The 21,997-nt window shown below is 72.9% G+C and carries 25 protein-coding genes; 8 read left to right on the top strand and 17 right to left on the bottom strand.

Going from position 1 to position 21,997, the window contains the following annotated elements; all coding sequences use genetic code 11:
* Nucleotides 1-99 precede the first annotated feature (99 nt).
* Nucleotides 100-846, top strand: coding sequence for a DUF1838 family protein (locus ACZ56V_RS22950; RefSeq protein ID WP_398908895.1), 747 nt, complete (start codon nucleotides 100-102; stop codon nucleotides 844-846).
* A gap of 47 nt (nucleotides 847-893) precedes the next feature.
* The gene (locus ACZ56V_RS22945) at nucleotides 894-1,484 is read left to right on the top strand and encodes a DUF998 domain-containing protein (protein ID WP_398908897.1); all 591 of its coding nucleotides are present in this window, start codon (nucleotides 894-896) and stop codon (nucleotides 1,482-1,484) included.
* 20 nt (nucleotides 1,485-1,504) lie between these two features.
* Here the strand turns inward: ACZ56V_RS22945 and ACZ56V_RS22940 are convergent, their stop codons facing one another.
* Entirely contained in the window at nucleotides 1,505-1,867 is a 363-nt protein-coding gene (locus ACZ56V_RS22940) for a hypothetical protein (RefSeq protein WP_398908898.1), read from the bottom strand.
* Between the two features lie 100 nt (nucleotides 1,868-1,967).
* Here ACZ56V_RS22940 and sigJ point away from each other — a divergent pair, with 100 nt between their 5' ends.
* A complete protein-coding gene (gene sigJ / locus ACZ56V_RS22935) occupies nucleotides 1,968-2,861 on the top strand; it encodes an RNA polymerase sigma factor SigJ (RefSeq protein ID WP_468944758.1) in 894 nt (297 codons plus the stop codon).
* A 53-nt stretch (nucleotides 2,862-2,914) separates the two neighbouring features.
* Nucleotides 2,915-3,520: a GPP34 family phosphoprotein gene (locus ACZ56V_RS22930; RefSeq protein ID WP_468944756.1), complete on the top strand. Its 606-nt coding sequence runs from the start codon at nucleotides 2,915-2,917 to the stop codon at nucleotides 3,518-3,520.
* Between the two features lie 26 nt (nucleotides 3,521-3,546).
* Here ACZ56V_RS22930 and ACZ56V_RS22925 read toward each other — a convergent pair whose 3' ends face one another.
* Both ACZ56V_RS22925 and ACZ56V_RS22920 read right to left on the bottom strand, forming a co-directional pair.
* Complete coding sequence (locus ACZ56V_RS22925) at nucleotides 3,547-3,930, bottom strand: toxin Doc (RefSeq protein WP_104630162.1); 384 nt, start codon at nucleotides 3,928-3,930, stop codon at nucleotides 3,547-3,549.
* Nucleotides 3,930-4,169 carry a hypothetical protein gene (locus tag ACZ56V_RS22920; RefSeq protein WP_059296486.1) on the bottom strand — a complete coding sequence of 80 codons (240 nt, stop codon included), beginning with the start codon at nucleotides 4,167-4,169 and terminating at the stop codon, nucleotides 3,930-3,932. The genes ACZ56V_RS22925 and ACZ56V_RS22920 overlap by 1 nt, the downstream gene beginning before the upstream one ends.
* Nucleotides 4,170-4,318: 149 nt before the next feature.
* Between ACZ56V_RS22920 and ACZ56V_RS22915 the strand changes: the two genes are divergently transcribed.
* Both ACZ56V_RS22915 and ACZ56V_RS22910 read left to right on the top strand, forming a co-directional pair.
* Nucleotides 4,319-5,380 (top strand): NAD(+)/NADH kinase, encoded by a 1,062-nt coding sequence (locus tag ACZ56V_RS22915; protein WP_398908903.1) that lies wholly within the window; start codon nucleotides 4,319-4,321, stop codon nucleotides 5,378-5,380.
* A gap of 145 nt (nucleotides 5,381-5,525) precedes the next feature.
* Nucleotides 5,526-5,990: a spore-associated protein A gene (locus ACZ56V_RS22910; RefSeq protein ID WP_467380211.1), complete on the top strand. Its 465-nt coding sequence runs from the start codon at nucleotides 5,526-5,528 to the stop codon at nucleotides 5,988-5,990.
* An 85-nt stretch (nucleotides 5,991-6,075) separates the two neighbouring features.
* On the opposite strand, the gene ACZ56V_RS22905 is transcribed toward ACZ56V_RS22910, so the two are convergent.
* The 3 genes from ACZ56V_RS22905 to ACZ56V_RS22895 are packed head-to-tail and all read right to left on the bottom strand — an operon-like array spanning nucleotide 6,076 to nucleotide 8,559.
* A complete protein-coding gene (locus ACZ56V_RS22905) occupies nucleotides 6,076-6,822 on the bottom strand; it encodes a class I SAM-dependent DNA methyltransferase (RefSeq protein WP_468944751.1) in 747 nt (248 codons plus the stop codon).
* Nucleotides 6,823-6,879: 57 nt separating this feature from the next.
* Nucleotides 6,880-7,884 (bottom strand): MerR family transcriptional regulator, encoded by a 1,005-nt coding sequence (locus ACZ56V_RS22900; protein ID WP_398908907.1) that lies wholly within the window; start codon nucleotides 7,882-7,884, stop codon nucleotides 6,880-6,882.
* A 3-nt stretch (nucleotides 7,885-7,887) separates the two neighbouring features.
* Nucleotides 7,888-8,559 carry a HEAT repeat domain-containing protein gene (locus tag ACZ56V_RS22895; protein WP_398908909.1) on the bottom strand — a complete coding sequence of 224 codons (672 nt, stop codon included), beginning with the start codon at nucleotides 8,557-8,559 and terminating at the stop codon, nucleotides 7,888-7,890.
* Between the two features lie 97 nt (nucleotides 8,560-8,656).
* On the opposite strand from ACZ56V_RS22895, the gene ACZ56V_RS22890 reads away from it, so the two are divergent.
* A complete protein-coding gene (locus tag ACZ56V_RS22890; protein ID WP_398908911.1) occupies nucleotides 8,657-9,475 on the top strand; it encodes an SAM-dependent methyltransferase in 819 nt (272 codons plus the stop codon).
* Nucleotides 9,476-9,634: 159 nt separating this feature from the next.
* A complete protein-coding gene (locus ACZ56V_RS22885) occupies nucleotides 9,635-10,354 on the top strand; it encodes a phosphatase PAP2 family protein (protein WP_398908912.1) in 720 nt (239 codons plus the stop codon).
* 54 nt (nucleotides 10,355-10,408) lie between these two features.
* On the opposite strand, the gene ACZ56V_RS22880 is transcribed toward ACZ56V_RS22885, so the two are convergent.
* From ACZ56V_RS22880 to ACZ56V_RS22830, 11 genes are read right to left on the bottom strand one after another with little or no spacing between them, the layout of a single operon-like run.
* Entirely contained in the window at nucleotides 10,409-11,734 is a 1,326-nt protein-coding gene (locus ACZ56V_RS22880) for a glutamate-1-semialdehyde 2,1-aminomutase (protein WP_398908913.1), read from the bottom strand.
* Between the two features lie 7 nt (nucleotides 11,735-11,741).
* Nucleotides 11,742-12,293: a dTDP-4-dehydrorhamnose 3,5-epimerase family protein gene (locus ACZ56V_RS22875; protein ID WP_468944746.1), complete on the bottom strand. Its 552-nt coding sequence runs from the start codon at nucleotides 12,291-12,293 to the stop codon at nucleotides 11,742-11,744.
* Nucleotides 12,290-13,522 (bottom strand): polysaccharide pyruvyl transferase family protein, encoded by a 1,233-nt coding sequence (locus tag ACZ56V_RS22870; protein ID WP_398908916.1) that lies wholly within the window; start codon nucleotides 13,520-13,522, stop codon nucleotides 12,290-12,292. The genes ACZ56V_RS22875 and ACZ56V_RS22870 overlap by 4 nt, the downstream gene beginning before the upstream one ends.
* Nucleotides 13,519-14,466: a glycosyltransferase family 2 protein gene (locus ACZ56V_RS22865; RefSeq protein ID WP_398908918.1), complete on the bottom strand. Its 948-nt coding sequence runs from the start codon at nucleotides 14,464-14,466 to the stop codon at nucleotides 13,519-13,521. Before ACZ56V_RS22865 ends, ACZ56V_RS22870 begins: the two co-directional genes overlap by 4 nt.
* Nucleotides 14,463-15,752 carry a hypothetical protein gene (locus ACZ56V_RS22860; protein WP_467380218.1) on the bottom strand — a complete coding sequence of 430 codons (1,290 nt, stop codon included), beginning with the start codon at nucleotides 15,750-15,752 and terminating at the stop codon, nucleotides 14,463-14,465. Before ACZ56V_RS22860 ends, ACZ56V_RS22865 begins: the two co-directional genes overlap by 4 nt.
* Nucleotides 15,753-15,757: 5 nt before the next feature.
* A complete protein-coding gene (locus ACZ56V_RS22855; protein ID WP_468944741.1) occupies nucleotides 15,758-17,032 on the bottom strand; it encodes a DUF4910 domain-containing protein in 1,275 nt (424 codons plus the stop codon).
* Nucleotides 17,029-18,054 carry an NAD-dependent epimerase/dehydratase family protein gene (locus tag ACZ56V_RS22850; RefSeq protein ID WP_398908922.1) on the bottom strand — a complete coding sequence of 342 codons (1,026 nt, stop codon included), beginning with the start codon at nucleotides 18,052-18,054 and terminating at the stop codon, nucleotides 17,029-17,031. The genes ACZ56V_RS22855 and ACZ56V_RS22850 overlap by 4 nt, the downstream gene beginning before the upstream one ends.
* 3 nt (nucleotides 18,055-18,057) lie before the next feature.
* Nucleotides 18,058-18,705 (bottom strand): PIG-L deacetylase family protein, encoded by a 648-nt coding sequence (locus ACZ56V_RS22845; RefSeq protein ID WP_398908924.1) that lies wholly within the window; start codon nucleotides 18,703-18,705, stop codon nucleotides 18,058-18,060.
* On the bottom strand, nucleotides 18,702-19,511 hold the full coding sequence (locus ACZ56V_RS22840; RefSeq protein WP_398908926.1) for a sugar phosphate nucleotidyltransferase: 810 nt from the start codon (nucleotides 19,509-19,511) through the stop codon (nucleotides 18,702-18,704). The genes ACZ56V_RS22845 and ACZ56V_RS22840 overlap by 4 nt, the downstream gene beginning before the upstream one ends.
* On the bottom strand, nucleotides 19,508-20,758 hold the full coding sequence (locus ACZ56V_RS22835; protein ID WP_468944738.1) for a class I SAM-dependent methyltransferase: 1,251 nt from the start codon (nucleotides 20,756-20,758) through the stop codon (nucleotides 19,508-19,510). Before ACZ56V_RS22835 ends, ACZ56V_RS22840 begins: the two co-directional genes overlap by 4 nt.
* Nucleotides 20,755-21,996, bottom strand: a complete 1,242-nt coding sequence (locus ACZ56V_RS22830) for a glycosyltransferase (protein ID WP_468944735.1) — start codon at nucleotides 21,994-21,996, stop codon at nucleotides 20,755-20,757. The genes ACZ56V_RS22835 and ACZ56V_RS22830 overlap by 4 nt, the downstream gene beginning before the upstream one ends.
* Nucleotide 21,997: the final 1 nt, after the last annotated feature.

The following is a 21,997-nucleotide window of genomic DNA, read 5'->3' as shown; positions in this document are numbered from 1 at the left end:
GGCGTGCCCTGCCCCGGAACGGATGCTTCCGGCCGTTTCGGGGGGCGGGTCGTGTCATTTCCCGCCCGGTGCGGGTGGCGGTCGCGCAGAGTACTTCCCATGACGACACCCGCGCAGTCGCTCCGCTCCCTCGCCCGCACCCGGGCCTCCCTCGACGGCGAAGAGGTCACGTACTGGTGGTCCGGAAACGTGTACGCGTGGGCTCCCGACGAGCCCTACGAGCACGTCTTCGGCTTCGAGGGCGTCAACGTCGCCCGCCTGGTCCAGGACGCCGACGACGGTCCGGACGCCTACCGGCTGCTCACCCGTGAGGCCGCCTTCTACCTGGACCCCGTCACCCGGGAGATCCTGGAGACCTGGCGGGACCTGCCGGTGGTGCACGTCTGGAACGACCCGGCGAACCAGAAGTGGCGCCCCTTCCCGGTCCCGACGACCGACCTCGGCGACCAGGTCTGCTTCAGCCTGGAGATCCCGCTCGCCTACCCCTCCCCCCTGCCGGTGGCCCAGTACCCCCACCACTCGGCCGGCGACACCTACAAGGCCCTGGAGCTCTTCCAGTTCTTCGCCCACCGCGCGGACCTGGCCGGCCCGGCCCCCAGTGTCCCGGCGACCATGTCGTGGACCCGGATGTCCCCGTGGCTCCCGTGGATGGCCCGGGGGCAACGGCCCGGCGGCCTCACCTTCCACTGCCGGGGCCGCAAGCTCGGTTCGTACGCCGAGGTGCCCGAGCGCACCCGCGCCTGCATCGCCGACCACCACCCGCGGTTCGCGCGGGCACCGGAGCGGTGGAGCGAGCCGAACGAGACGAGCTGGACGTACTTCCGCACACTCAACCCGCCCGTGTGAGAGCCGTGGGCGCGGCTTCGTACGGGCGTGCGCTCTATGGTTGTCCGATGCGATTTGTCCCCAGATGGGTCCTGCTGTCGTCGGGATGTGCACCCGTGCTGCTGGTCGCAGGCTGGACCGGCGCGGCGTATGTCGAAGGGTCTTCCTACGATCCCGTCACGCAGACCATCAGCGTGCTGGGGTCCTACGGAGCCGCCGGGTTCTGGGTGATGACGACGGCCTTCCTCGCCCTGGGGGTCTGCCACCTGCTGACCGCCTGGGGACTGCGGCCCGCCGCCACCGCCGGACGCGTCGCGCTGGGCGGTGGCGGGCTCGCCGCGCTGGTCCTGGTGGCGCTCCCCGCGCCGAGCAGCGGGGGCTCCCTGCGCCACGGCGCGGTGGTGGTGGTCGGGTTCATCCTCCTGGCGGTGTGGCCGGTGCTGGCGATCAACGGAGGTGCGGCCGCTCCCTGGGCGCTGCGTCTGGCGCCCTCGGTCGTCGCGACGGCCCTGATGGCCGCCGGCGGGGTGTGGTTCCTGATCGAGATGGGGCGACACGGCGACGCAGGCGTCGCGGAACGCGTGGTGACCTCGCTCCAGTCGCTGTGGCCCTTCGTGGTGGCCGCCTCCTGTCTTCGCCACGCCCGGCAGCGCGCGTGATCCCCGCGGCGCGGGGGCGCTCACCGCCGCGCCAGCGCCAGCACGCTCAGCCCGAACATCAGGACGCCCAGCGGAAGGTGGACCGACGGGACGTGCGCGATGCCGAGCACGACCTGGACCGAGGCGAGGACCAGGAAGCCGCAGGAGTGCCAGACGGGCCGGAGCGGGCCGCCGCCCGGCTTCCACGCCAGCACCGCCGCGAGCACGTACAGCATCGACGCCCCGTACATCACCCGGGCTCCCACGCTGTGCAGCGTCTCCCCGTAGGAGGCGGTCAGCAACAGTCCGGCGGAGACCGCCTGGAGGAAGATGGTCAGGGTCTGCAGTGCGATCGCGATCCGCAGGAACGAGATCCGGTGCTGCGCCGTCGCCTGGGTTGCCATGCCGCGGTCCCCTTTTCCGCCCGGGGGGCAGTAGATCGGTAAGGTTTCACCAGCCCGACGAAGCGGGTCGGCGAAAGGTAAGGCGAGGGGGCGGTCGGGCATGGGGTCGGCGGGGACGAGGACCGACGCGACGGTCGGAGAGCGGCGCCAACTGATCAATGTCGCCTACCGCTTGCTCGGTTCGCTGGCCGAGGCCGAGGACGCCGTGCAGGAGGCCTACGCGCGCTGGTACGCGCTGCCGCCCGGCAGGCAGGAGGAGATAGTGTCCCCGGGCGCCTGGCTGACGACGGTCACCGGCCGGGTCTGCCTGGACGTGCTCGGCTCGGCGCGGGCCCGGCGCGAACGCTATGTGGGCGCGTGGCTGCCGGACCCGCTGCCCGCCCACGCCGAGCGGGACCGCGGACACGGCGCCGACCCCGCCGACCAGATGGTCCTGGACGAGTCGGTGACCATGGCCTTCCTCGTCGTCCTGGAGTCGATGACCCCCGCGGAGCGGGTGGCCTTCGTACTCCACGACGTCTTCCGCTACCCCTTCGCCGAGATCGCGGGCATCCTCGGCCGGACCCCCGCGGCCTGCAAGCAGCTCGCGGCGTCGGGCCGGCGCCGGGTGCGCGACGCCCGGGTCCGGGCGGCCCCCGCGGTGCAGGCGGACGTCGTGCGGCAGGTGAAGGCGGCGTGGGAGACGAAGGACATCGCGGCGCTGGTCGACCTGCTCGACCCGGCCGCCGTCATGACCGCCGACGGTGGCGGCATGGTGGGCGCCGTCCTGCGGCCGGTCGAGGGCGGCGCCCGCATCGCCCAGTACATGGCCGCCATCGCCGACAGGGCCCCGGGCCTCGAACTGCTGGAGCGCTCGGTCAACGGAGTCCCGGGACTGGTGGCCCGGCGCGACGGCGTGGTCATGACGGTGGCCGCCTTCGACGTCTCCGAAGGCCGTGTCAGCCGCATCTGGGCGGTCCGCAACCCCGAGAAGCTGCGGCCGTGGGTAGGCTGAGCAGGGTCGCGGCAGGCGTGTCGCAGCTGATGTGACAGATGGGGAGTTCCGCCATGACCACAGCGCACGACCTGACGATCGTCTCCCTTGAGGTCCCCTCCGACTACCCGGTCGAGCGTGGTGACCTGTCACTGGCCCTGGCCGGAGCGGAACTGATCGACCTGCTGGAAGCCGGGACGGTCGCGCTGGACGGTTCCCTCCTGCGGTCCGTCTCGCCGAGCGGCTCCGGTGACCGGCTCCTCGACGCTGCGGCGGCGTCCCTGGCCGGGCAGGAGCCGGCCGAGTCGGTGACGGACTGGCTGTGGCGCCGGGGAGACGGCCTGGCGGCGCAGTACCTCGCCGCCGCGGGCCCGGACGACGGTGGCCGCGGGCGCCCGTGGCGGAACGCACGGCGCGGTGCCGACCGGCCGTCCCCGGCCGATCCGTCGGCCCGCCGGCGCGCCACCGACCGCTGGGTCGGCGGCGATCCGGTGCTGGTGGGTCTCGCGGCCGCGGTCGGCGTCCGGCACGAGTCGGCCGACCGGCCGACGGATCCCGAGGACGACCGGATCGCGACGGTCCTCGCCGCGGTGCACGACGCCGTGGTGGAGCTGGCCGCCACCCGGCAGCGCCGCAGCATCGAGGAAGCGGCGTTCGACAATATCTGGCGGGGGATGTGACGGCCGCGCGGTGACGGCCGCGCCGGTCAGATGCGCCAGGAGCGGAGCACGTCGGCGATCTCGTAGATGCTCAGCCGGGTCTCGCGGACCTTCCTGATCAGGTCGGACAGGGCCCCGTAGGGTGGATCGATGCCCTCCCCGGACTGGTCCATGTACTGACCGGTGACGAAGGCCGCGAAGAGGCTGTTGCGGTGGGGGAGCGGTTCGAGCCGCACCACGGTGTGCAGGAGGGCGGCCGCCCGCCAGGCGCTGTCGGGGTTCGAGGCGGCCAGGGTCGGCATGCGCGTCTTGTGGCGTGCCACCGCCGCGACGAGCGCCGAGTAGTCCGTGACCGACACGTCCTCGTTGTCCAGAGCGGCGTCCTGGACGTCCAGGAGCCAGGGGACATCTATGTACAGGGGCTCGCTCATCAGGCGGCGCTGACTCCCTCGCCACGCTGGGACGGGGGGATCTCGTCCGGGAACGCCTCGTCGAACTCGGCGCGCAGCCGGTCCGCCCAGGAGACGGCCCCAGCGACGAACCGCTTGCGCTGCATCTCGCGGACACCGAGGTCGTGCATGTACTGCTTGAGGCTCTTGCCCTCGGCCGCGGCGGCAGCGCGGACGCCTTCCATTTCTTCCTCGGTGAAGGTCACGTTGAGTGATGGCATACCCGCATGGTACCTACTCGGTACCTGATGTGCGACTCGCCGGACGGAGGAGGGCGCCCGGCATGTCGCGGCCCGCCCCGCCGCGAGGGTCGGCGAGGATTCCGTCGTTCGCCGTCCCCGGAGCGCGGCCCGGGAGCAGGGAGGCAGTGGTGACGATCGAGCGGGTCGGACTCGTGGTCCACGGCGGTCGGGAGGGCGCCGCCGAAGCGGCGCGGGAAGTCCGGGAGTGGTGCGACCAGAACGCCGTGGCGTGCACGGACATCGACGTGTGGAGCGGCGGGGGGCGGCGCAGCGCCCGGGAGGAGGTGGACGCGGCCGGCGACCCGGACCTCGTCGTCACCCTGGGCGGTGACGGCACCTTCCTGCGCGGCGCCCGGCTCGCCGCGGAGAACGACGCCCTGATCCTGGGCGTGGACCTGGGGCGGGTCGGGTTCCTGACCGAGGTCCCCGCACCGGCGGTGCGCTCCGCCCTCGACGCCGTCCGCGGGGACCACCTGGAGCCGGAGAGCCGCATGCTGCTCACGCTGCGTGCCTCCCGGCTCCTGGAGATCCCGTCGGAGATGGAGGCGCTCCTGCGGTACGGGCGAGGGCCGCTGCTGCCTCCACCGCGGGTGCGGACCGACTGCGAGAGCGGTGACGAGTGGGGCATCGCGCTGAACGTCACGGCCCTCAACGACGTGGTGCTCGAGAAGCTGTCACGGGACCGGCAGATCTCCGTCGGCGTCTACGTCGCGGGCCGGCTGCTGGCCTCGTACTCCGCCGACGCGCTGCTCGTCGCGACCCCGACGGGTTCCACCGCCTACAGTTTCGCCGCGGGCGGCCCGGTCGTCTCGCCCCGCGCGGAAGCACTCGTCTTCACCGCGGTGGCCCCGCACATGACGTTCGACCGCTCCGTGGTCACCGCGCCGGACGAGCCCGTCGGCATGCGGATCCTCGAACGGTCCGGCCGGGCCGCCGTGAGCATCGACGGACAGCTGCGGGGCGTGCTCGATCCGGGCGACTGGCTCGGCGTCTACGCCGCTCCCCGAAGGCTGCGGGCGGTGCGCCTCGGACCCATGGACTTCTACGGCCGCCTGCGCGACCGCATGCGGCTGACCGATGCCCCGGCCGCGGTCGCCGACGGCACGCCCGCCCCGCTGTGGCCGGTCAGCACGCCCCCGCCGGGAGACCTCGCCCATCTGGCGATGCCGGTGCCGGCGGCCGAGGACTGACGCCGCCGGTCTTCTTCGCGAAAACAGGTAAACATCCGTCAAAGACGTACAACCCCCGAAGGGGTGCAAAGGTCTCAACGGGTGGCTTCAGCAACACCATGGGGAGGCCGTCCGATTCACGGATCGAGGTGCCATGAAGCGTTCCATGCAAGCGGTAGGGGCGACGTTGACCGCCGTCGGGGCCATCGGGGCGGGGCTGCTGGTGTCGGCTCCCGCCGCCGGCGCGGCGACCGCCGGTGCGACCGCGTCGTACAACGGGGTCTGCGGCTCCGGCTACAAGGTGGTGAACTCCATGCCGATCGGTACCACCGGCACGGTGTACCTCACCTACAACTCGTCCACGGGCAAGAACTGCACCGTGACCATCCGCAACAGGACGGGCACACCGACGTACATGGTGGCCTACGTGCGCAACGTCGACAGCAGTGAGGACCAGACCGACGCGGGCAACTACACGTCGTACGCCGGGCCGGTGTACGCGTTCGGGCGCGGCGCCTGCGTGGAGTGGGGCGGCGTCATCGACAACCTCCAGGCCTGGAACTACGGCTCGAACTGCGGCTCACTCGCAGGCAAGGCCTCGCAGAAGGACTGGTTCGCCGGCCAGCGCTGAGACCGGTGCGCCGGTGACCACCGGGGGCTCCTCCGCACGGCGGAGCCCCCTCGACGGGAACTCTCCCTCAGGCGTGGCGCCGTCCTCAGGCCGGCTTGCGCCACACGGAGATGTGCTTCGCGGATTCCTGCGTGAACGGGGCCCCGTCCCAGTCCCCGACCCGGCGTTCCAACTCCAGCCCGGCGATCCGCGCCATCAGGTCGAGCTCCGCGGGCCAGGCGTACCGGTGCCGGGAGTTGTCGCGGCGGTAGGTGCCGTCGGCCGGGTCGCGGGTGAAGTGGTGCGAGACGAGGACCTGTTCGACCAGGTCGAAGGTGTCGAAGCCGAGATGCCGCTCCGAGACGTCGAACGGCACCGCGACCTGTCCGGGCGGCAGGAACCGCAGCGGCGGCACGCCCAGCTCGATGACGAACCGGCCGCCGGGGCCCAGATGGCGAGCCGCGTTCCGGAAGCACTCCACCTGCTCGTCCTGCGTGAGCAGGTTGGTGATGGTGTTGTAGACGAGGTACACCAGGGTGAACTCGCCGGGGACGACGGTCGTGGCCATGTCCCCGAGGGACACCGGCAGCGTCTCCTCGTCCGCCTTGCGCCGCAGGACCGCCGCCATGTGCTCGGAAAGCTCGATGCCCGCCACCGGCACACCGCGTTCCCGCAGCGGGACGCCCACGCGTCCGGTTCCGATGGCGAACTCCAGCGCCCGGCCGTCTCCGGCGAGTTCGGCGAGGAAGTCCAGGGTCGGTCCGAGGACGGCGGCGGAGGCCATCCCGGTCTCGGTCTCCTCGGCGTCGTAGCGGTCGGCGGTCTCACGGGTCCACAGTTCGCTGCTCGTCACGGGCGGACATCCTGCCGGGCGCTAGCGTGCGCTGTCGACGCATTTACGCCCGTGGCGTCACCGCGCCTCACGCAGCCGGAGCAGGTACGCCGCGGTCAGCGCGACGGCACGGTCCGCGTCCCGCGACAGCTCGGCCAGCGCACTGGACGCCCTCGTGCCCGGGATGCCCGCCAGCGCCTGGGTCAGCCGGCCGCGCGCGGGCGCGTCGGTGGTGTCGTGGGCGAGACGGCCGACGAGAGCGGTCGCGATCCGGTCCGCCGTCGCGGTGTCGCCCGCCAGCACGCTCAGCGCGTCGGCCGCGTCGGTGTCGTTGCGGCCCGCCACGACCATGTCGATGAGCGTCGGGACCGCGGCTGCCACCCCCTGCGTCCCCAGCGCCAGTGCCGCGTACCCGCGGACCACGGCGTCGGAGCTCGCGAGGGCGTGCCGCAGCTGCGCGGTGGCCGCGTCGCCGGGCAGCTCGGTGAGTGCCTGGACCGCACGCACCCGCACCGCGGCCACCGGTGACCCGAGGCCCTCCGCCAGCAGTTCCGCGGCGTCGTCGCCCGACCGCGCCAACGCCCACCGAAGGGCTCCGGCGACGTTGGTGTCCGTCTCGCTCAGCGCCGCCTCGACCAGGGCTTCCACCGGCACCGCCGCCTCGTGGACCGAGGACAGGGCCGCCCGCTGGCGCGCGTCCGCGCTCTTGGAACCCAGCGCCTGGAGGAGCGCGACGGCCTGGAGGACGTCCTCCCAGCCGCCGGGGCCCGCGGCTTCGATCCGGCGCAGCCGGGTGAGCAACTCGGTCTCGGCCGCGATGCGTTCGCGCGTCCGGCGGATGAGGTCGTCGACGAGCGCCGAGGGTTCGAAACCGGGTTCGTCGAGCGCGCGTCCGATCTCGCGCAGCGACAGCCCCAGCGACCGCAGGCTCTCCACATGGAAGATCCGCCGGATGTCCTCCCGGGAGTATTCCCGGTAACCGGAGCCGGTGCGGCCCGAAGGCCGCACCAGGCCGAGCGACTCGTAGTGCCTGAGCATGCGGGCACTGACCCCGGACCGTCGCGCCACCTCACCGATCAACACGCTCTATCGTCCCCCGGGACCGGACCCGCCGAGGGCCACGACGCGCTTCGCCTCCTCGATCGCCGACGCGAACCCCGCGTCGGGGTCGCGCAGCAGCCGCCGCGTGGCGAGGGCGTGCGCACGCACGTGCGGCGCAGGGGCGGCCGTCGCGGCATCGAGAACCTCCACGACCGGCTCGCCCAGCGCGACCAGCGCCCGGCTGAGACTCAGCTGCGTCTCCCGGTCGCCACGTCCCAGCTGCGTCGCCAGCACCGCGGCCAGGGCGGGCTCCTCGCCGTCGGGCACCAGGACGACCGCGGTCCGCCAGGCACTGCGCGCCACCTCGTCGTCGGCGTCGCAGAGCACCGCCCGGGTGATCGCCGGCCACGCCCGCCGGTCCCCGATCTTGGACAGCGTGTGCAGCGCCTGGCTGCGTGCCTGCGGGCGGTCCGAGCGGACCTCGCCGACCAGCCGGTCAAGCGTCAGGGACACCGGATGACGGGTGAGCGCCCAGGTCAGCATGTCGCGGACGAAGAACTCCGGCTCGATCGCGGACCGTTCGACGAGCTTGTCCACGAAACGCGGGTCCGGCGCCGAGCCGACCGCGAGGGCCGCCCGCAGCCGCACGGACGCACGCCCGTCCTCCAGATCCCTGAGCGCTCGCATCGGATCCGCGTCCTGACTCGTCATGGTCATCGGGACCACCTCCTGGTCCGCAGTGAAGACCTTGTCACCGTGTCAAGGTCAAACAAGTGGTGGCCGGGGCTCCTCGTCGCGGGCGAGAATGGGGGCCATGACGGGAGAGAGTTCCTCCATCGACAGCACCAGGCCCAGCATCGCCCGCGTCTACGACTACCTGCTCGGCGGCAAGGACAACTACGCGGTGGACCGGGAGATCGGTGACGTGTTCAAACGTGACCTTCCCGGTTCGGTGGCGATCGCCTTCGCCAACCGCGCGGCGCTGACCCGGGCGGTGCGGGAGATCGTGACGACGACCGGGGTGCGGCAGTTCATCGACCTGGGCAGCGGCCTTCCCACCGCCGACAACGTGCATCAGGTCGCGCAGCGCACGGCGCCCGAGACCCGGGTGGTCTACGTCGACACCGACCCCCAGGTACTGGTCCACGGGCGGGCGCTGCTGGAGGAGAACGACCGGACACGGGTCGTACCGGTCGACGTACGCGATCCCGAGGGCATCCGCAACCACCCGGACACCCGGGAGCTGATCGACTTCGACCGCCCCGTCGCCGTCGTGTTCAGCGCCATCCTCCACCACGTCAACGACGAGGAGGACCCCGCCGGGATCGTCCGCCACTGGCGCGACCGAGTGCCCTCCGGCAGCTACTTCTTCGTCAGTCACTTCCGCTCCGGGAACAACCCGGAGACCGCGGAGGCCGAGAAGGTCCTCCAGGGGACCTTCGGCCGCGGCCGGTGGCGGACGGACGCCGAGATCGAGGCACTGCTGGACGGCCTGGAGCTCCTCGAACCGGGGATAGTCCCGGCCCCCCTGTGGCGTCCGGAGACAGCAGGCGATCCGCAGCACCTGGGCGGAGAGCGGGAGTTGACCGTCTGGGAGCGGCTCATCGCCGCCGGGATGGCCCGCAAGCCGTAGGCCACGCGATGGCCCGAATCGGCTGTTATCAGGCCGGTCGGAACGGCTACGGTGGGCTGGACCGAGGCTGATCAGCGCGACCGCCGGCGGCCCGGGCGAAGCGGGGGAGTGGGCGAGGACGTGGGAGAGTACGGCAGGTCGCCCGGGGGCGGAGCACGGGTGACCGGTCGGCCGGAGCCCGCGGTGCTGCCGTCGTCGCTGCGCGTGTGGCTCGCGCTGATCGCCGCCCTCGCCGCGCTGGTGGTCCTCGTCCTCGGGGCCACGTACGCCGACGACAGCGAGCCGGGCGCGGCGGACGCGCGGATCGCGGCGGTGGTGGACGGGGTGGGGCCGCCGTGGCGGCACGTCGCCCTGGTCACGGACTTCCTGGGGGAGCCCGTGGGAGCGGTGCTGCTGGTCGCGGTTCTCGTGACGGGCTGCCTGGTGCTCCGGCACCCGCGCGCCGCCGTGTTCCTCGTGACCGGCACCGGCCTGACCGTGGGGACGACCACGCTGCTCAAGCCCGTCGCCGGACGCACCATCCACGGCGACAACCTGTCGTATCCGAGCGGGCACACCGCCTTCCTCACCGCGCTCGCCCTCATGGTGTCGCTGCTCGCGGCCGGCCGCCTCGGCCTCGGCAGGGCGGCCGGCACGGCGTTCGTGGTCGCCGCGGGGCTGGTGGCCGGCGCCGCCATGGGCTGGGCGCAGGTGGCCCTGGGCTCGCACTACGCGACCGACACCCTCGGCGGCTGGTGCACCGCGCTGGCGGTGCTGCCGGTGAGCGCGTGGCTGGTCGACCGGACGGCCGACCGGCTGACCGACCGCGCGACGACCGACCGGCCGGCGGACGAAGCCGCCGACCGGAGAGCCGACGCGGGCCGGCAGGAGTGCCGCTGACCCGGCGCCGGCTCGCCTGCGTCGTCGACTCCCCGGCGCGCCGTGCGCCTCACCTCACGCCAGGCGGCGGAACACCGGCTTCACCGCTCGTCCGGCCATCCAGGGCGTGGGATCGGCGGCGTCCAGCGCCTTCCGGTACACCGCACAGGCCTGCGCCACCACGTCGACGGTGTGCTCGATGTCGGCCTCGTCGAGCGCGCTGCTCACCACGAACGACGGGGCCAGCACCCCGCCCGCGAGAAGCCGGCGCAGGAACAGGGTGCGGTACGGCTGCGACGGCTGCCGGTTCTCGTCGAGGGTGGCGAAGACCAGGTTGCTGGCCCGCCCCCGGACCACGACGTGGTCGCCGACGCCCATGCTCGCCGCGGCGTCGCGGACACCCGCGGCCAGCCGCTCGCCGAGCGCGTGCAGCCGCGCGGTGACCCCCTCCTCGGTGTAGGTGGTCTGCACGGCCATCGCGGCGGCCAGCGCGTGCGTCTCCGCACCGTGGGTGGTGGACAGCAGGAACACCCGGTCCCCGGAGTGACGCAACCCGCCCCGCTCCATCAGCTCGCGGCGCCCGGCCAGCGCGGAGACCGCGAACCCGTTGCCCAGCGCCTTGCCGAACGTGGACAGGTCGGGAACGACGCCGTACAGACCCTGGGCGCCCGCCTCCGACCAGCGGAAGCCGGTGATCATCTCGTCGAAGACCAGCACGCAGCCGTGCCGGTCGGCCAGTTCGCGCAGACCGGCGAGGTACCCGGGCGGCGGCTCGGCGTGGGCGGCGGGTTCGAGGATCAGGCAGGCGACCTCGTCCCGGTAGCGGGTGAGCAGTTCCTCCGTGGCGGCCAGGTCGCCGTAGGGGAACGCCACCGTGAGTTCCCCGGTCACCGCCGGAACACCGGCGGACATCGGCGTGGTGCCGATGAACCAGTCGTCGACGGAGAAGAACGGATGGTCGGCGCAGACGGCCACCCGGGGGCGCCCGGTGGCGGCCCGGGCCAGGCGCACCGCGGCGGTGGTGGCGTCGGAGCCGTTCTTCGCGAACTTCACCATCTCCGCGGTCGGCACCGTGGCCAGGAACCGCTCCGCGGCCTCGACCTCCACGATGGACGGCCGGACGAAGTTGCTGCCCCGGTCGATCTCCCGCCGCACGGCCTCCGTCACCCGCGGATGGGCGTGGCCGAGGCTCACCGACCGCAGCCCGGAGCCGTACTCGATGTAGCGGTTGCCGTCGACGTCCCACACATGGGCACCCCGGCCGTGGCTGATCACCGGGGCCAGGTTCTCCGGATACTGGTCGTCGCCCTTGGCGTAGGTGTGCGCGCCCCCGGGGACCATGGCGTGCAGCCGCTCGTTCGCCCGTCGCGATCGCGGCAGGTCGGGCTCTTCCGTGTTCACTGCGGCCTCACCCTTCCAGGTGCTTCAGGACCTCGGCGAGGCTCGGCGCCCGCCGGTCCCGCGCGGACGTCGAGGTGACCGGCAGCGGCCAGGGGACGGCCAGCTCCGGGTCGTCGAAGGCGATGGTCACGTCCTCGGCCGGATCGTGCGGGCGGTCGATCCGGTACGACACGTCGGAGGTCTCCGTCAGCGACTGGAAGCCGTGCGCGCACCCCGCCGGGACGTACACCGTCGCCTGCGTCTCACCGGACAGCTCGAAGTAGGCCCGGCCCAGGTACGTCGGCGAGTCCGCCCGCAGATCCACGACGACGTCGAAGATCCTCCCGTACGAGCACCGCACCAGCTTGGCCTCGCCCGCGCCGGAGCGCAGGTGCAGGCCGCGCAGCACGCCCCGGACCGAGCGGGACACGCTGTCCTGGACGAAGGAGGCCGGGTCGACGCCCACCGAGCGGACCACGTCGGCGTCGAAGGTGCGGCAGAAGAAGCCGCGTTCGTCGGCGTGCGGCGTCGGCTCGAACAGGTACGCGCCGGCGATCCCCGGTACTTCGGTCGCCTTCATGGTGCCTCCCGCAGGGCGTCGGTGGGTCCGGCCGCGGGGAACAGGGCCGCGGCCAGGGCGGCGAACTGCTGCTCGACGCGCCGGGCGACGACCAGGTTCCGTTCGAAGAGGGTCCGCCGCACCTCGGCCGACCGCCGCTCCAGCTCGCGGAACTGCTCCAGCAGCCGGTCGGCGTCGGCCTCCCGGGCCGGATGACAGTACGCGCCCATCCCCATCTCGGTCATGAGCACGTCGCTCTTCGCCGAGTAGCTGAGGGCGAGGGTCGGCGTACCGACCTTCAGGGCGCACACCAGGTTGTGGTAGCGGGTCGCCACCACGCTGTCGGCACCCGCCGTCTCCTTCATCAGGTCGGCCAGCGAGGCCGCCTCGGCGACGGTGACCAGCGGCGAGCCCACCGCGTCGACGATCGCGGCGGCCACCGGCCGGTCCAGCTCGTCGCCCGTGAGCAGCCGGACCGGCCTGCCCTCCTCGACCAGCGCGCGCACGAACCGTGTCGTCCCGTCCAGGTAGCGCCGGTGGATCTCCTCGGCCCGGTCGCGTTCGTCGTTGCTCCCGTGGAAGTCCATGACGCCGACGCAGACCGGGCCCCGCGTGCCCGCGGGCTCGCCCGCCGACGGCGCCGGCAGGGCGAACACGAGGTCCGCGTAGACCTCGTCCCGCGCGGTGTTCACGCCCATCGCCCGCATGGCGTCGCGCGACTGGTCGTCCCGGTACGACCGGTACGCCGCCAGCCGCGTCGACCAGCGCGTCAGCACCCGGGTCGGCCGGACCCCGATCGCACCGGCGCCGACGCTGACCAGCGCGACACGGGTGCCGAACAGCCGGCCCGTCAGACAGAGCAGGAACAGCGAGTACGGGAAGCCCCACGGCCTCAGCGGCAGCGTGGTCTCCAGCACGCCCGTGCCCGGCACGATCACCGCGTCGTGCCGGCGCACCCAGGCGGCGGTCCGGAAGACGTCGACGAGTTTGCCCAGCGCCTTGGCCGCGACGGCGCTCACGCGTGACGCGGTCCGGTACTCCCCGCGGTACCAGTTCAGCCGCGTCGCGGGAATCCCGTACCGGGTCGCGACGATCTCGGGTCCGCCGCACATCGCGTCCAGGACCGCATCGGGACGGGCGGCCCGGAGATGGTCGAGCACGGCCTCGAGCGACCCGTCGTTGCCGCTGTTGCCGGCGCCGAAGAGACCGAACACGCCGATGTGTAAAGGCTTTTCGCGCAGGGAGGTCATGCCTGCCCTCCCTTGCGGCCGGCGACCAGGTCGTCGACGGAGACGGTGAACCGGTCCGGGCCGACGGGGGCGCGGTCCTCGACCCGCTCGCCGGCGCCCGGCCGGACGCGGCTGGTCAGCCACGCGGCCAGATGGCGGTGGCACGCACGCCGGTCGGCCGAGGACAGCGGCGCCCGCCCGATCGCCGAGGCGAAGCCCCAGACGTACTCGGCGAGCAACCGTGGCGTCGGATGCAGCGGGCCCGCCCGGCGCGGGTCCAGGTTGACGCACCGGGCGCGCTTGGAGGGGTTCGCCCGCTCGGCGCGGGTGGGGTGGTCGCGGCGGAAGTACAGCAGCTCCGGCACCTGGTGGAACGGTCCGTGCAGGGTGATCTCGGCGACGAAGGTGCGGTCCGCGTGGTGGTAGCTGTCGTGCGGCTTCACCCGGCGCAGCATGTCGGCCCGCATCACCCCGTAGAAGTCGTCGCCCCCGGGCTCGAACAGCAGGCTGCGGAAGCGCTCCGGAGCGCGCGGGGAGTCGGTGGCGAGCCCGTACTCGTAGGGGACCTTCACCTTGCCGTCGCCGTCGATGACCGCCTGGCCGCTGTGCGCGAGGACCACGTCCGGCCGCTCGTCCAGCGCCTCGACGCAGCGGCGCAGCAGGTCCCGCGCGTACAGGTCGTCGTGCGAGGCCCACTTGAACAGCTCGCCGCGGCACTCGGTGAACACGTAGTTGTGGTTCGGGGCGGCGCCGATGTTCCGGGTCAGCCGGATGTACCGGATGCGGGAGTCCCGCGCGGCGTACCGGCGGCAGATGTCCTGGGTGCCGTCGGTCGACGCGTTGTCGGATATCACCAGTTCGAAGTCCTCGTAGGTCTGGCCGAGCAGGGCCTCCAGCGCCTCGGCGAGGTATTCCTCGCCGTTGTAGACGGGCAGGCCGATGCTCAGCCGGGGGTGGGGGGTCATGTGTTCCTCACTTCGGGGATGGGATGGTCGTGCCGCTCGCGCAGGGCGGCCCGCAGTTGCAGCCACCACACGGCCGAGCCGCAGGCGGACGCGGCGGCGGCGCCCCAGGCCGAACCGACCGTGCCGCCCGCGACCGCGCCTGAGAGCCCGCCGGCGACATAGCAGGCGGAGGCGAACAACTGGCAGCGCAGACTGCGCCGGGCCGCGGCGAGCGCCCGCAGTCCGGCGGCCGCGCCGGTGCCGAGCCCGGCGCCCGCGACGCTGAGCGTGACCGGCACGATGAGTTCCGAGGCACCGCTCCAGACGTCGCCGAGCACGAACTCGCCGAGCCGGTCCGGTACCAGCAGCAGCGCCGCGCCCCACAGCAGCGCGGCGACGGTCTGCCCGGCGCCGAGCAGGAAACAGAACTTCCCGAGCCGCTGAGGGGCCTGCCGCAGTACCCGCGCCGACTCCGCCACGGTGACCAGCGACAGCCCCATCAGTACCGCGAGGAACGGCCCGAGCAACAGCTCCGCGCCGCGGATCACGCCCACCGCGCCGACGCCGACGATCGCGCCGAGCCCGTACGCCCGTATCTGGCCCGCGCCGCTGACACCGACGTTCTCGACCAGGTAGCGGTAGCCGAGGTCGCGGTGGTCGCGGTGCCACTCGCGCGCTCCGGTGGGCCGGGGCCGGATGCCGGACTGGAAGCAGCCGTACACCGCCGCCACCGCGGCGGACCCGCCCCAGGCGAGCAGGAAGGCCGGCACCGTGCCCACCCGGGCCGCCACCACCATGGCCGGGACGAGCGCTGCGGCCCACACCACGTCGTTGACGAACGCCTTGCGGCCGGCGCCGGCGGCGAAGAACGAGTAGCGCCAGGCGTCCTGGAGCAGCAGCCCCGGCAGCACGATGCCGAGCGCGGCGAACGCGGCCCCCACCTGGCCGCCGATGCCCAGCCCGGCGGCCAGGGACACCATGCCGATCCCGGCGCCGACCAGGAGTGCCGCACCCGAGGCCCGGGCCACCGCCCCGCGCCAGGACGACTCCGGCACTCCGCTGAAGCGGACCACGAGCGGGTCGGTGGCCAGCCCGCGCGAGACGTTGAGGACCACGCCGTAGGTGACCCAGGCCAGGCTGAACACCCCGAACGCGGTCAGTCCGAGCGAGCGTGCCACGTAGATGCCCACCACGAAGTTGGACAGGCTGGAGGCCGCCTGGTCGGCCAGCCCCCAGGACAGCCTGCCGACGACGCCCCGCCGGGCCGCCCCCGCCGGTGTCGTCGTCTTCTCCCCTTCGACGGTCATCGGCGTCACGCCTTGATCAGTCCGGCGCCGTGCAGGGCGTCGGCCGCCGCGGTGACGGTGTCGAACGGCAGCCCCGACCGCTCGGCCACGTCCAGCAGACCGTGCTCGCCGTCGGAGAGGCTGAGCACCCAGAGCATGGCCATCTGGGCCTGCTTCGCGTCGCTGCGGCCGCCCAGCGAGTCGTACAGGCCGCGCCGTCCCAACTGCGGTTCCCCGTACGGACTGAGGTTGACGTACCGCCGGTTGCGGTCCAGGACGGCGAACGCCTCGCGGCAGACGGCGAGCGTGTCCGCCATCGCCGCCGGGGAGACGAAGTCCAGGTTGTCCGCCGACGTGTGGTACTCGGGGTAGCCCGCGTACGGGGTCCTGGTGAGTGAGCCCACGCCGAGGTCGAACCCGGGCGAGCAGTACTGCCGCTCGTCGTAGCCGTACGGCGTGAACCCGGTGACGTGGTGCGGGCGTCCGGACGCGGTCAGCACGTGCCGCAGCACCCGGTCGATCTCCGCGTCGCCGCGCCTGCTCTGCTTGTACGTCAGCTGCCCCGGGTCGCCCGCGCAGGCCAGCACCAGGCCGTGCTTGACCCGCTCGACCCGCTCCCGGTTGCGGGCCAGCCAGGTGACCGCCCCGATGGTGCCGGGCGCGAAGATGAACCGGTAGGTGTAGTAAGGGTTCCGTTCCGCCAGTTCCCGGGCCAGGAACGTCGCCACCGCGATGCCGGCCAGGTTGTCGTTGGCCAGCGACGGGTGGCACGTGTGGCAGGAGACGATCACCTCGTCGGGCACCTGCCCGGGGACCACGTGCTCGGCGTAGGTGAGGTGGCCGTCCGCCAGGGTGGAGTCGATGCGGACCTTGTAGTCGCCCTCCGGCAGTGCGTCGAGCGTCTCCTGGGCCAGGCAGAACCCCCACTCAGGCTGGTAGTAACTCGTGCGGTACGGCACCCAGGAGGGCTGCTCCGGCAGGGTGTGCAGGTGCGGGCGCAGCTCGGCCAGCGGCATCGTCGCCGACACCGGCACGCTGTAGCCGAGCACGTGGAGGCTCGACGCGGCGAAGTCGACGACCCGGCGGCCGGCGGCGTCGGCGACGTACGCGTCCCGGATGTTCCACTCCTGCGGCACCGTCCAGTCGAGCACCTGCGTCCCGGTCGGTACCTCGTGCACGTGCAGAGGGATGTACTCGTCGACGATCCGCAGGGTGGCGCGCACCCCGTCGCCGGTGATGCTCCGGCACAGCGGGTACATCCGCTCCACCAGGGCGTACATCTCCTCTCCTGGCTCGGTCATCGGCGCCACCGCAGGGTGTCGTCGACGGCGCCGGTCTCGGAGGCCGCGCGCAGCACGGCGAGGCGGGTGAAACGCCGCTCGAAGTCCTCCCGGGTCAGCCCGTGCTTCCGGTAGGCGTCGGCGAGTTCGAGTGCGCCCTGCTTCACCGTCCACTCGCAGTCGAAGCCGGGGATCGCGGCCCGGAACCGGGAGAAGTCCACCCGGTACGAGCGCGGGTCGGCGCCCGTCTCCCCGGTGATCACCACCTTCGAGCCGGACACCGCCGCGGCCACCTCCTCGGCGATCTCGGCGACCGTGACGTTGTTGACCTCGCTGCCGATGTTGAACGCCCGGTCGTGCACCGCCTCGCGCGGGGCGACCAGCGCGGCGGCGAAGGCCCGGGCGATGTCGGCGGCGTGCACCAGGGGACGCCACGGGGTGCCGTCGGAGAGCACGAGCACCTCACCCGAGAGCAACGCGTGGCCCACCAGGTTGTTCAGCACGATGTCCGCGCGCAGCCGGGGCGAGTAGCCGAAGGCGGTGGCGTTGCGCATGTACACCGGGCTGAAGTCGCCGTCGGACAGCGCGTGCAGGTCGTCCTCCACCCGCACCTTGGACTCCGCGTACGGCGTCACCGGGCGCAGCGGGGCGTCCTCGGTCACCAGGTCGCCGCCGCCCGCGGCGCCGTAGACCGAGCACGTCGAGGCGTACAGGAAGCGCTGCACCCCGGCGTCGCGGGCGAGCCGGGCCAGCCGCACCGACGCGTGGTGGTTGATGTCGTAGGTCAGCTCGGGTGCCAGCGATCCCAGCGGGTCGTTGGAGAGCGCGGCCAGGTGGATCACCGCGTCCACCCCGGCCACGTGCTCGGCCGTGAGGTCGCGCAGGTCCACCCGCCGTCCCGGGGGGTCGGCGGGTGCCGGTCCCAGGACGCAGTCGGCGAACAGGCCGGCGTCCAGCCCGACGACCTCGTGTCCGGCGGCCGTGAGGACCGGTGCCATCACGGTGCCCAGGTAGCCCTGGTGTCCGGTGAGCAGTACGCGCAAGGTTCAACCCCCCAGGTTGAGAGTGAGTTTGGCGACGTCGAACGCCTCGGCGTAGCGGGCGTGGCATTCGATGCCGCGGATCCGGGCCAGGCCCAGGAAGGCCTCCCGGTCGTACCAGGGACGGTGCCGCTGCGAGGGGTAGTGCTCCTGCAGCAGCCGCACCTTCCGTTCGGCGACCTCCGGCGACAGCGGCTGGTACGCCGACGGGCGGCCCAGGTCGCCGTCCCACTTGACGATCTCGTAGCGGAGCACGAGGTGGTCGCGGAACGCGGTGGTCATCAGCTTCGCCAGGCCGCGGTGGTCCTGGTGCGCGTCGTCGGTGCGCGGGGCCAGGACGAGATCCGGTTCGGTCCGCTCCCGCAGCTCCTCGACCGCCGTCTTCGCCTCCTCCCAGTGGGCCGGCATCCGGCCGTCCGGCAGCTTGAGCACCGTCAGCCGAAGGTCCGCCCCAGGGCAGAAGGCGGCGAGCGCGGCCCGCTCCTCCTGCTCCCGTTCGCCGCCACCGCCGGAGAGCACCAGCGCGTCGACGCGGAGGCCCGGGCGTGCCAGGCACAGCGTCAGCAGGGTGCCGCCGGCGCCGATGGCGATGTCGTCGCAGTGCGCGCCCACCGCGACGATCCGGTCCGGGCGCCCGGCGCCGAGCCGGATCACGCGGTCCTCACCCCGGCGCGCCCGCCGGCACCGTCCCGCTCCCACACGGCCCACGGGCGCTCGCCCCGGGCGTAGGCGGCATCGAGCGCGGCCCGCTCCTTCACGGTGTCCGTCGGCTTCCAGAAGCCGCGGTGCTGGTGCGCCACCAGCCGTCCCCGCTTGGCCAGTTGGGTGCAGCCGTCGGCCACCAGGTCCCCGTCCTCCGGTATGTGGTCGAAGACCTCCTGACGGAGCACGAAGTAACCGCCGTTCTCCCACAGCGGCAGGTCGCTCACGGGAGTGATGCCGCCCACCAGACCGTCCTCGCCCAGGTCCACGCAGTGGAACGAGGACTGCGGCGGCACCACCATCATCGACGCCCCGGCGTCCCGCCGCGCGAAGGCGTCGATCATCTGCGGCAGGGGTGCGTCGGTGAGCACGTCGGCGTAGTTGGCGAGGAACATCTCGTCCCCGTCCAGATGGTGCCGCACCCGGCGCAGACGCTCCCCGATCGGCGACTCGATGCCGGTCTGCGCGAACGTGATCGTCCAGTCGGCTATGTCGGCGGACAGCAACTCGGTCCGCCCGCCCCGCAGTACGAAGTCGTTGGACGTCGTCTCCTCGTAGTTGAGGAAGAAGTCCTTGATGTGGTGGGCCCCGTAGCCGAGGCACAGAATGAACTCCTTGTGCCCGAAGTGCGCGTAGTAGCGCATGACGTGCCAGATCAGCGGCCGCGGCCCGACCATCGCCATCGGCTTGGGCACGTCGTCGGAGGCGCCCTCGCGCATCCGCATCCCGTAACCGCCGCAGAACAGTACGACCTTCATGCTGTGACCTCTCGGGACGCGGCCTCGACAATGCTCAGTTCCGGGATGGGGAACACCAGCCGGCCGCCCCACTCGTGCACGAACGAGAGCTGCTCGACCAGCTCGGCCCGCAGGTTCCACGGCAGGACGAGGACGTAGTCCGGCCGGTCGGCGGCGATCCGCTCCGGCGGCAGGATCGGGATGCGGGTGCCCGGCGTGAACCTGCCGTGCTTGTAGGGGTTGCGGTCGACCGTGTACGCGAGCAGGTCGGGCCGGATGCCGCAGTGGTTGAGCAGGGTGTTGCCCTTGCCGGGCGCTCCGTAGCCGACCACCGTCTCGCCGCGCTCGGCCGCCTCGATCAGGAACCGCAGCAGGTCCCGGCGCACCTTGGCCACCCGGGCGGAGAACTCGGTGTACCCGGACAGCTCCCGCAGCCCGGCCGCCTTCTCCCGGTCCAGCACCTCGGCCACCCGCCTGCTCGGCTCACCTGCCACCTCGGCCGGCCGGGCCCACAGCCGGATGGAACCGCCGTGCGTGGGCAGCAACTCGACGTCCACGAGGGCCAGTCCACCACTGGCCAGCGCCCGGATCGCGGACGCGACCGTGTAGTACTGGAAGTGCTCGTGGTAGATCGTGTCGTACTGGTTCTCCTCGATCAGCGTCAGCAGGTGCTGCACCTCGACCGAGACCCAGCCGTCGTCGGCGACCAGGGCACGCAGCCCCTTGGTGAAGCCCACGACGTCCGGGATGTGCGCGTACACGTTGTTGGCCACGACCAGGTCCGCCGGGCCGTGCTCGGCGCGGACGGCCGCGCCGGTGTCCGGGCTCAGGAACTCCGTGAGCGTGGGCACGCCCGCCTCCCGCGCCGCGGCACCGACGTTCACCGACGGCTCCACGCCGAGGCAGCGGATCCCGCGGTCCACCATGTGCCGCAGCAGGTACCCGTCGTTGCTCGCGACCTCGACCACGAAGGCGTCCGGGCCGAGGCCCAGCCGCTCCACGGCGCCGGTGACGAAGGTCCGCGCGTGCTCCACCCAGGAGGTCGAGTAGGAGGAGAAATACGCGTACTGCGTGAACGTCTCCTCCGGCGTGATCAGCGCGGGGATCTGCGCCAGCCAGCAGTCGGTGCACACCCGCAGGTGCAGCGGGTACGCCGGCTCCGGCCGGTCCAGTTGGTCCGCGGCGAGGAAGCTCTCGCACGGCGGAGTCGCTCCGAGATCGACGACGCTCTCCATCGCCGCCGAACCGCAGAGTCGGCATCGTGTCATCTACTGCCCCCATCCCCCCTGCCCGCGCGGGTCTCCCCGCCACGAGCCTGTGCCAACCGCCCCGCGATCGCGGTGCGGTACCCCTCCAGCAGGCGCTCCAGCCCGACGGCCGGGCTGAACCCCTGCTCGTAACGGCGCCGGGCCGCCCGGCCCATCTCCTGGTTCCGGTCCGGCTCCGCCGTGATCCGGCGCAGGCACGCCGCGAGCGAGGCGGGTTCGCCCGGCCGGTGCAGCAGCCCGGTCACCCGGTCCTCGACGAGTTCCACGAAGGCGCCGTGCCCGGCGGCGACGGCCGGGACCCCCGCCGCCATCGCCTCCACGACCACCAGGCCGAACGCCTCCAGCCACGTCGACGGAGCCACCACGGCCACCGACCGCGCCAGGGCCCGCCTGCACTGCTCCGGGTCGTACAGACCGACGTACCGCACGTCGTCCCGCCCGGCCGCCCAGGCGGTCACCTCGCGCTCCAGCGGCCCCGTGCCGGCGATGACGAGCGGGACGCCCACACCTCCGGCCGCGGCGAGCTCGTCCCACGCGGCCATGAGCAGCCGCACGCCCTTGGCCTCGGCGAGCCGGCCCAGATACAGCAGGTGCTCGCCGGCACCCGCACGGCGCTCCTCCGGCTCGGGCACGAAGTTGTGCTTCACCGACAGCCGCCCGGCCGGCATCCCGGACCGCACCAGCACCTCGCGCTGCGCCGCGGAGATGCAGAAGAACCGCTCCACACCGGACCACCAGCGCCGCCGGTTGGCTGCCAGGCTGACCGCGAGCGGCACCGTCGCCAGGCGGGAGCCGCGGTAGCAGCCGTGCCGCACGGCGGGCAACGGCGTCGCCCCGACGCACTCGGTGCAGGGCCGCCCCTGGCGCTGCAGCGTGCCGGGCGGGCAGACCTGCGTGTAGTTGTGCAGCGTGGCGACGGCGGGCACCCCGGCGTCGGCGCAGGCGGCCAGCACCGCCGGGGACAGGAGCGGGAAGACGTTGTGGACGTGCACCACGTCCGGCCGCTCGGCCCGCAGCCGGGCCGCCAGCTCCCTGCGGACCGCCGGGTTCCACGGCACGAGGAGCGGCAGCGCGGCCTTGCCGGGCAGCGACCGGGCGGCGATGTCGTCACTGCGCCGCTCGAACACCCCGACCCGGTGGCCGGCCGTGCGCAGCAGCTCCACCTCCTGGTCGACGACGTTGTTCTCGCCGCTCGGCTGGGCCGAGTTGTACCGGTTGTGCACCACGAGCACGTGCATG

Source organism: Streptomyces sp. NPDC034099 (assembly GCF_055575415.1).
Note: the sequence above shows the minus strand (reverse complement) of the source record. Positions and strands in the feature narration are given on the sequence as shown.

Excerpts from the sequence above, each read along its gene's own strand:
- ACZ56V_RS22950 (WP_398908895.1), top strand. The coding sequence starts at position 100 with ATGACGACACCCGCGCAGTCGCTCCGCTCCCTCGCCCGCACCCGGGCC.
- ACZ56V_RS22945 (WP_398908897.1), top strand. The coding sequence starts at position 894 with ATGCGATTTGTCCCCAGATGGGTCCTGCTGTCGTCGGGATGTGCACCC.
- ACZ56V_RS22940 (WP_398908898.1), bottom strand. The coding sequence starts at position 1,867 with ATGGCAACCCAGGCGACGGCGCAGCACCGGATCTCGTTCCTGCGGATC.
- sigJ (WP_468944758.1), top strand. The coding sequence starts at position 1,968 with ATGGGGTCGGCGGGGACGAGGACCGACGCGACGGTCGGAGAGCGGCGC.
- ACZ56V_RS22930 (WP_468944756.1), top strand. The coding sequence starts at position 2,915 with ATGACCACAGCGCACGACCTGACGATCGTCTCCCTTGAGGTCCCCTCC.
- ACZ56V_RS22925 (WP_104630162.1), bottom strand. The coding sequence starts at position 3,930 with ATGAGCGAGCCCCTGTACATAGATGTCCCCTGGCTCCTGGACGTCCAG.
- ACZ56V_RS22920 (WP_059296486.1), bottom strand. The coding sequence starts at position 4,169 with ATGCCATCACTCAACGTGACCTTCACCGAGGAAGAAATGGAAGGCGTC.
- ACZ56V_RS22910 (WP_467380211.1), top strand. The coding sequence starts at position 5,526 with ATGCAAGCGGTAGGGGCGACGTTGACCGCCGTCGGGGCCATCGGGGCG.
- ACZ56V_RS22895 (WP_398908909.1), bottom strand. The coding sequence starts at position 8,559 with ATGACCATGACGAGTCAGGACGCGGATCCGATGCGAGCGCTCAGGGAT.
- ACZ56V_RS22890 (WP_398908911.1), top strand. The coding sequence starts at position 8,657 with ATGACGGGAGAGAGTTCCTCCATCGACAGCACCAGGCCCAGCATCGCC.
- ACZ56V_RS22875 (WP_468944746.1), bottom strand. The coding sequence starts at position 12,293 with ATGAAGGCGACCGAAGTACCGGGGATCGCCGGCGCGTACCTGTTCGAG.
- ACZ56V_RS22870 (WP_398908916.1), bottom strand. The coding sequence starts at position 13,522 with ATGACCTCCCTGCGCGAAAAGCCTTTACACATCGGCGTGTTCGGTCTC.
- ACZ56V_RS22865 (WP_398908918.1), bottom strand. The coding sequence starts at position 14,466 with ATGACCCCCCACCCCCGGCTGAGCATCGGCCTGCCCGTCTACAACGGC.
- ACZ56V_RS22860 (WP_467380218.1), bottom strand. The coding sequence starts at position 15,752 with ATGACCGTCGAAGGGGAGAAGACGACGACACCGGCGGGGGCGGCCCGG.
- ACZ56V_RS22855 (WP_468944741.1), bottom strand. The coding sequence starts at position 17,032 with ATGACCGAGCCAGGAGAGGAGATGTACGCCCTGGTGGAGCGGATGTAC.
- ACZ56V_RS22840 (WP_398908926.1), bottom strand. The coding sequence starts at position 19,511 with ATGAAGGTCGTACTGTTCTGCGGCGGTTACGGGATGCGGATGCGCGAG.
- ACZ56V_RS22835 (WP_468944738.1), bottom strand. The coding sequence starts at position 20,758 with ATGACACGATGCCGACTCTGCGGTTCGGCGGCGATGGAGAGCGTCGTC.
- ACZ56V_RS22830 (WP_468944735.1), bottom strand. The coding sequence starts at position 21,996 with ATGCACGTGCTCGTGGTGCACAACCGGTACAACTCGGCCCAGCCGAGC.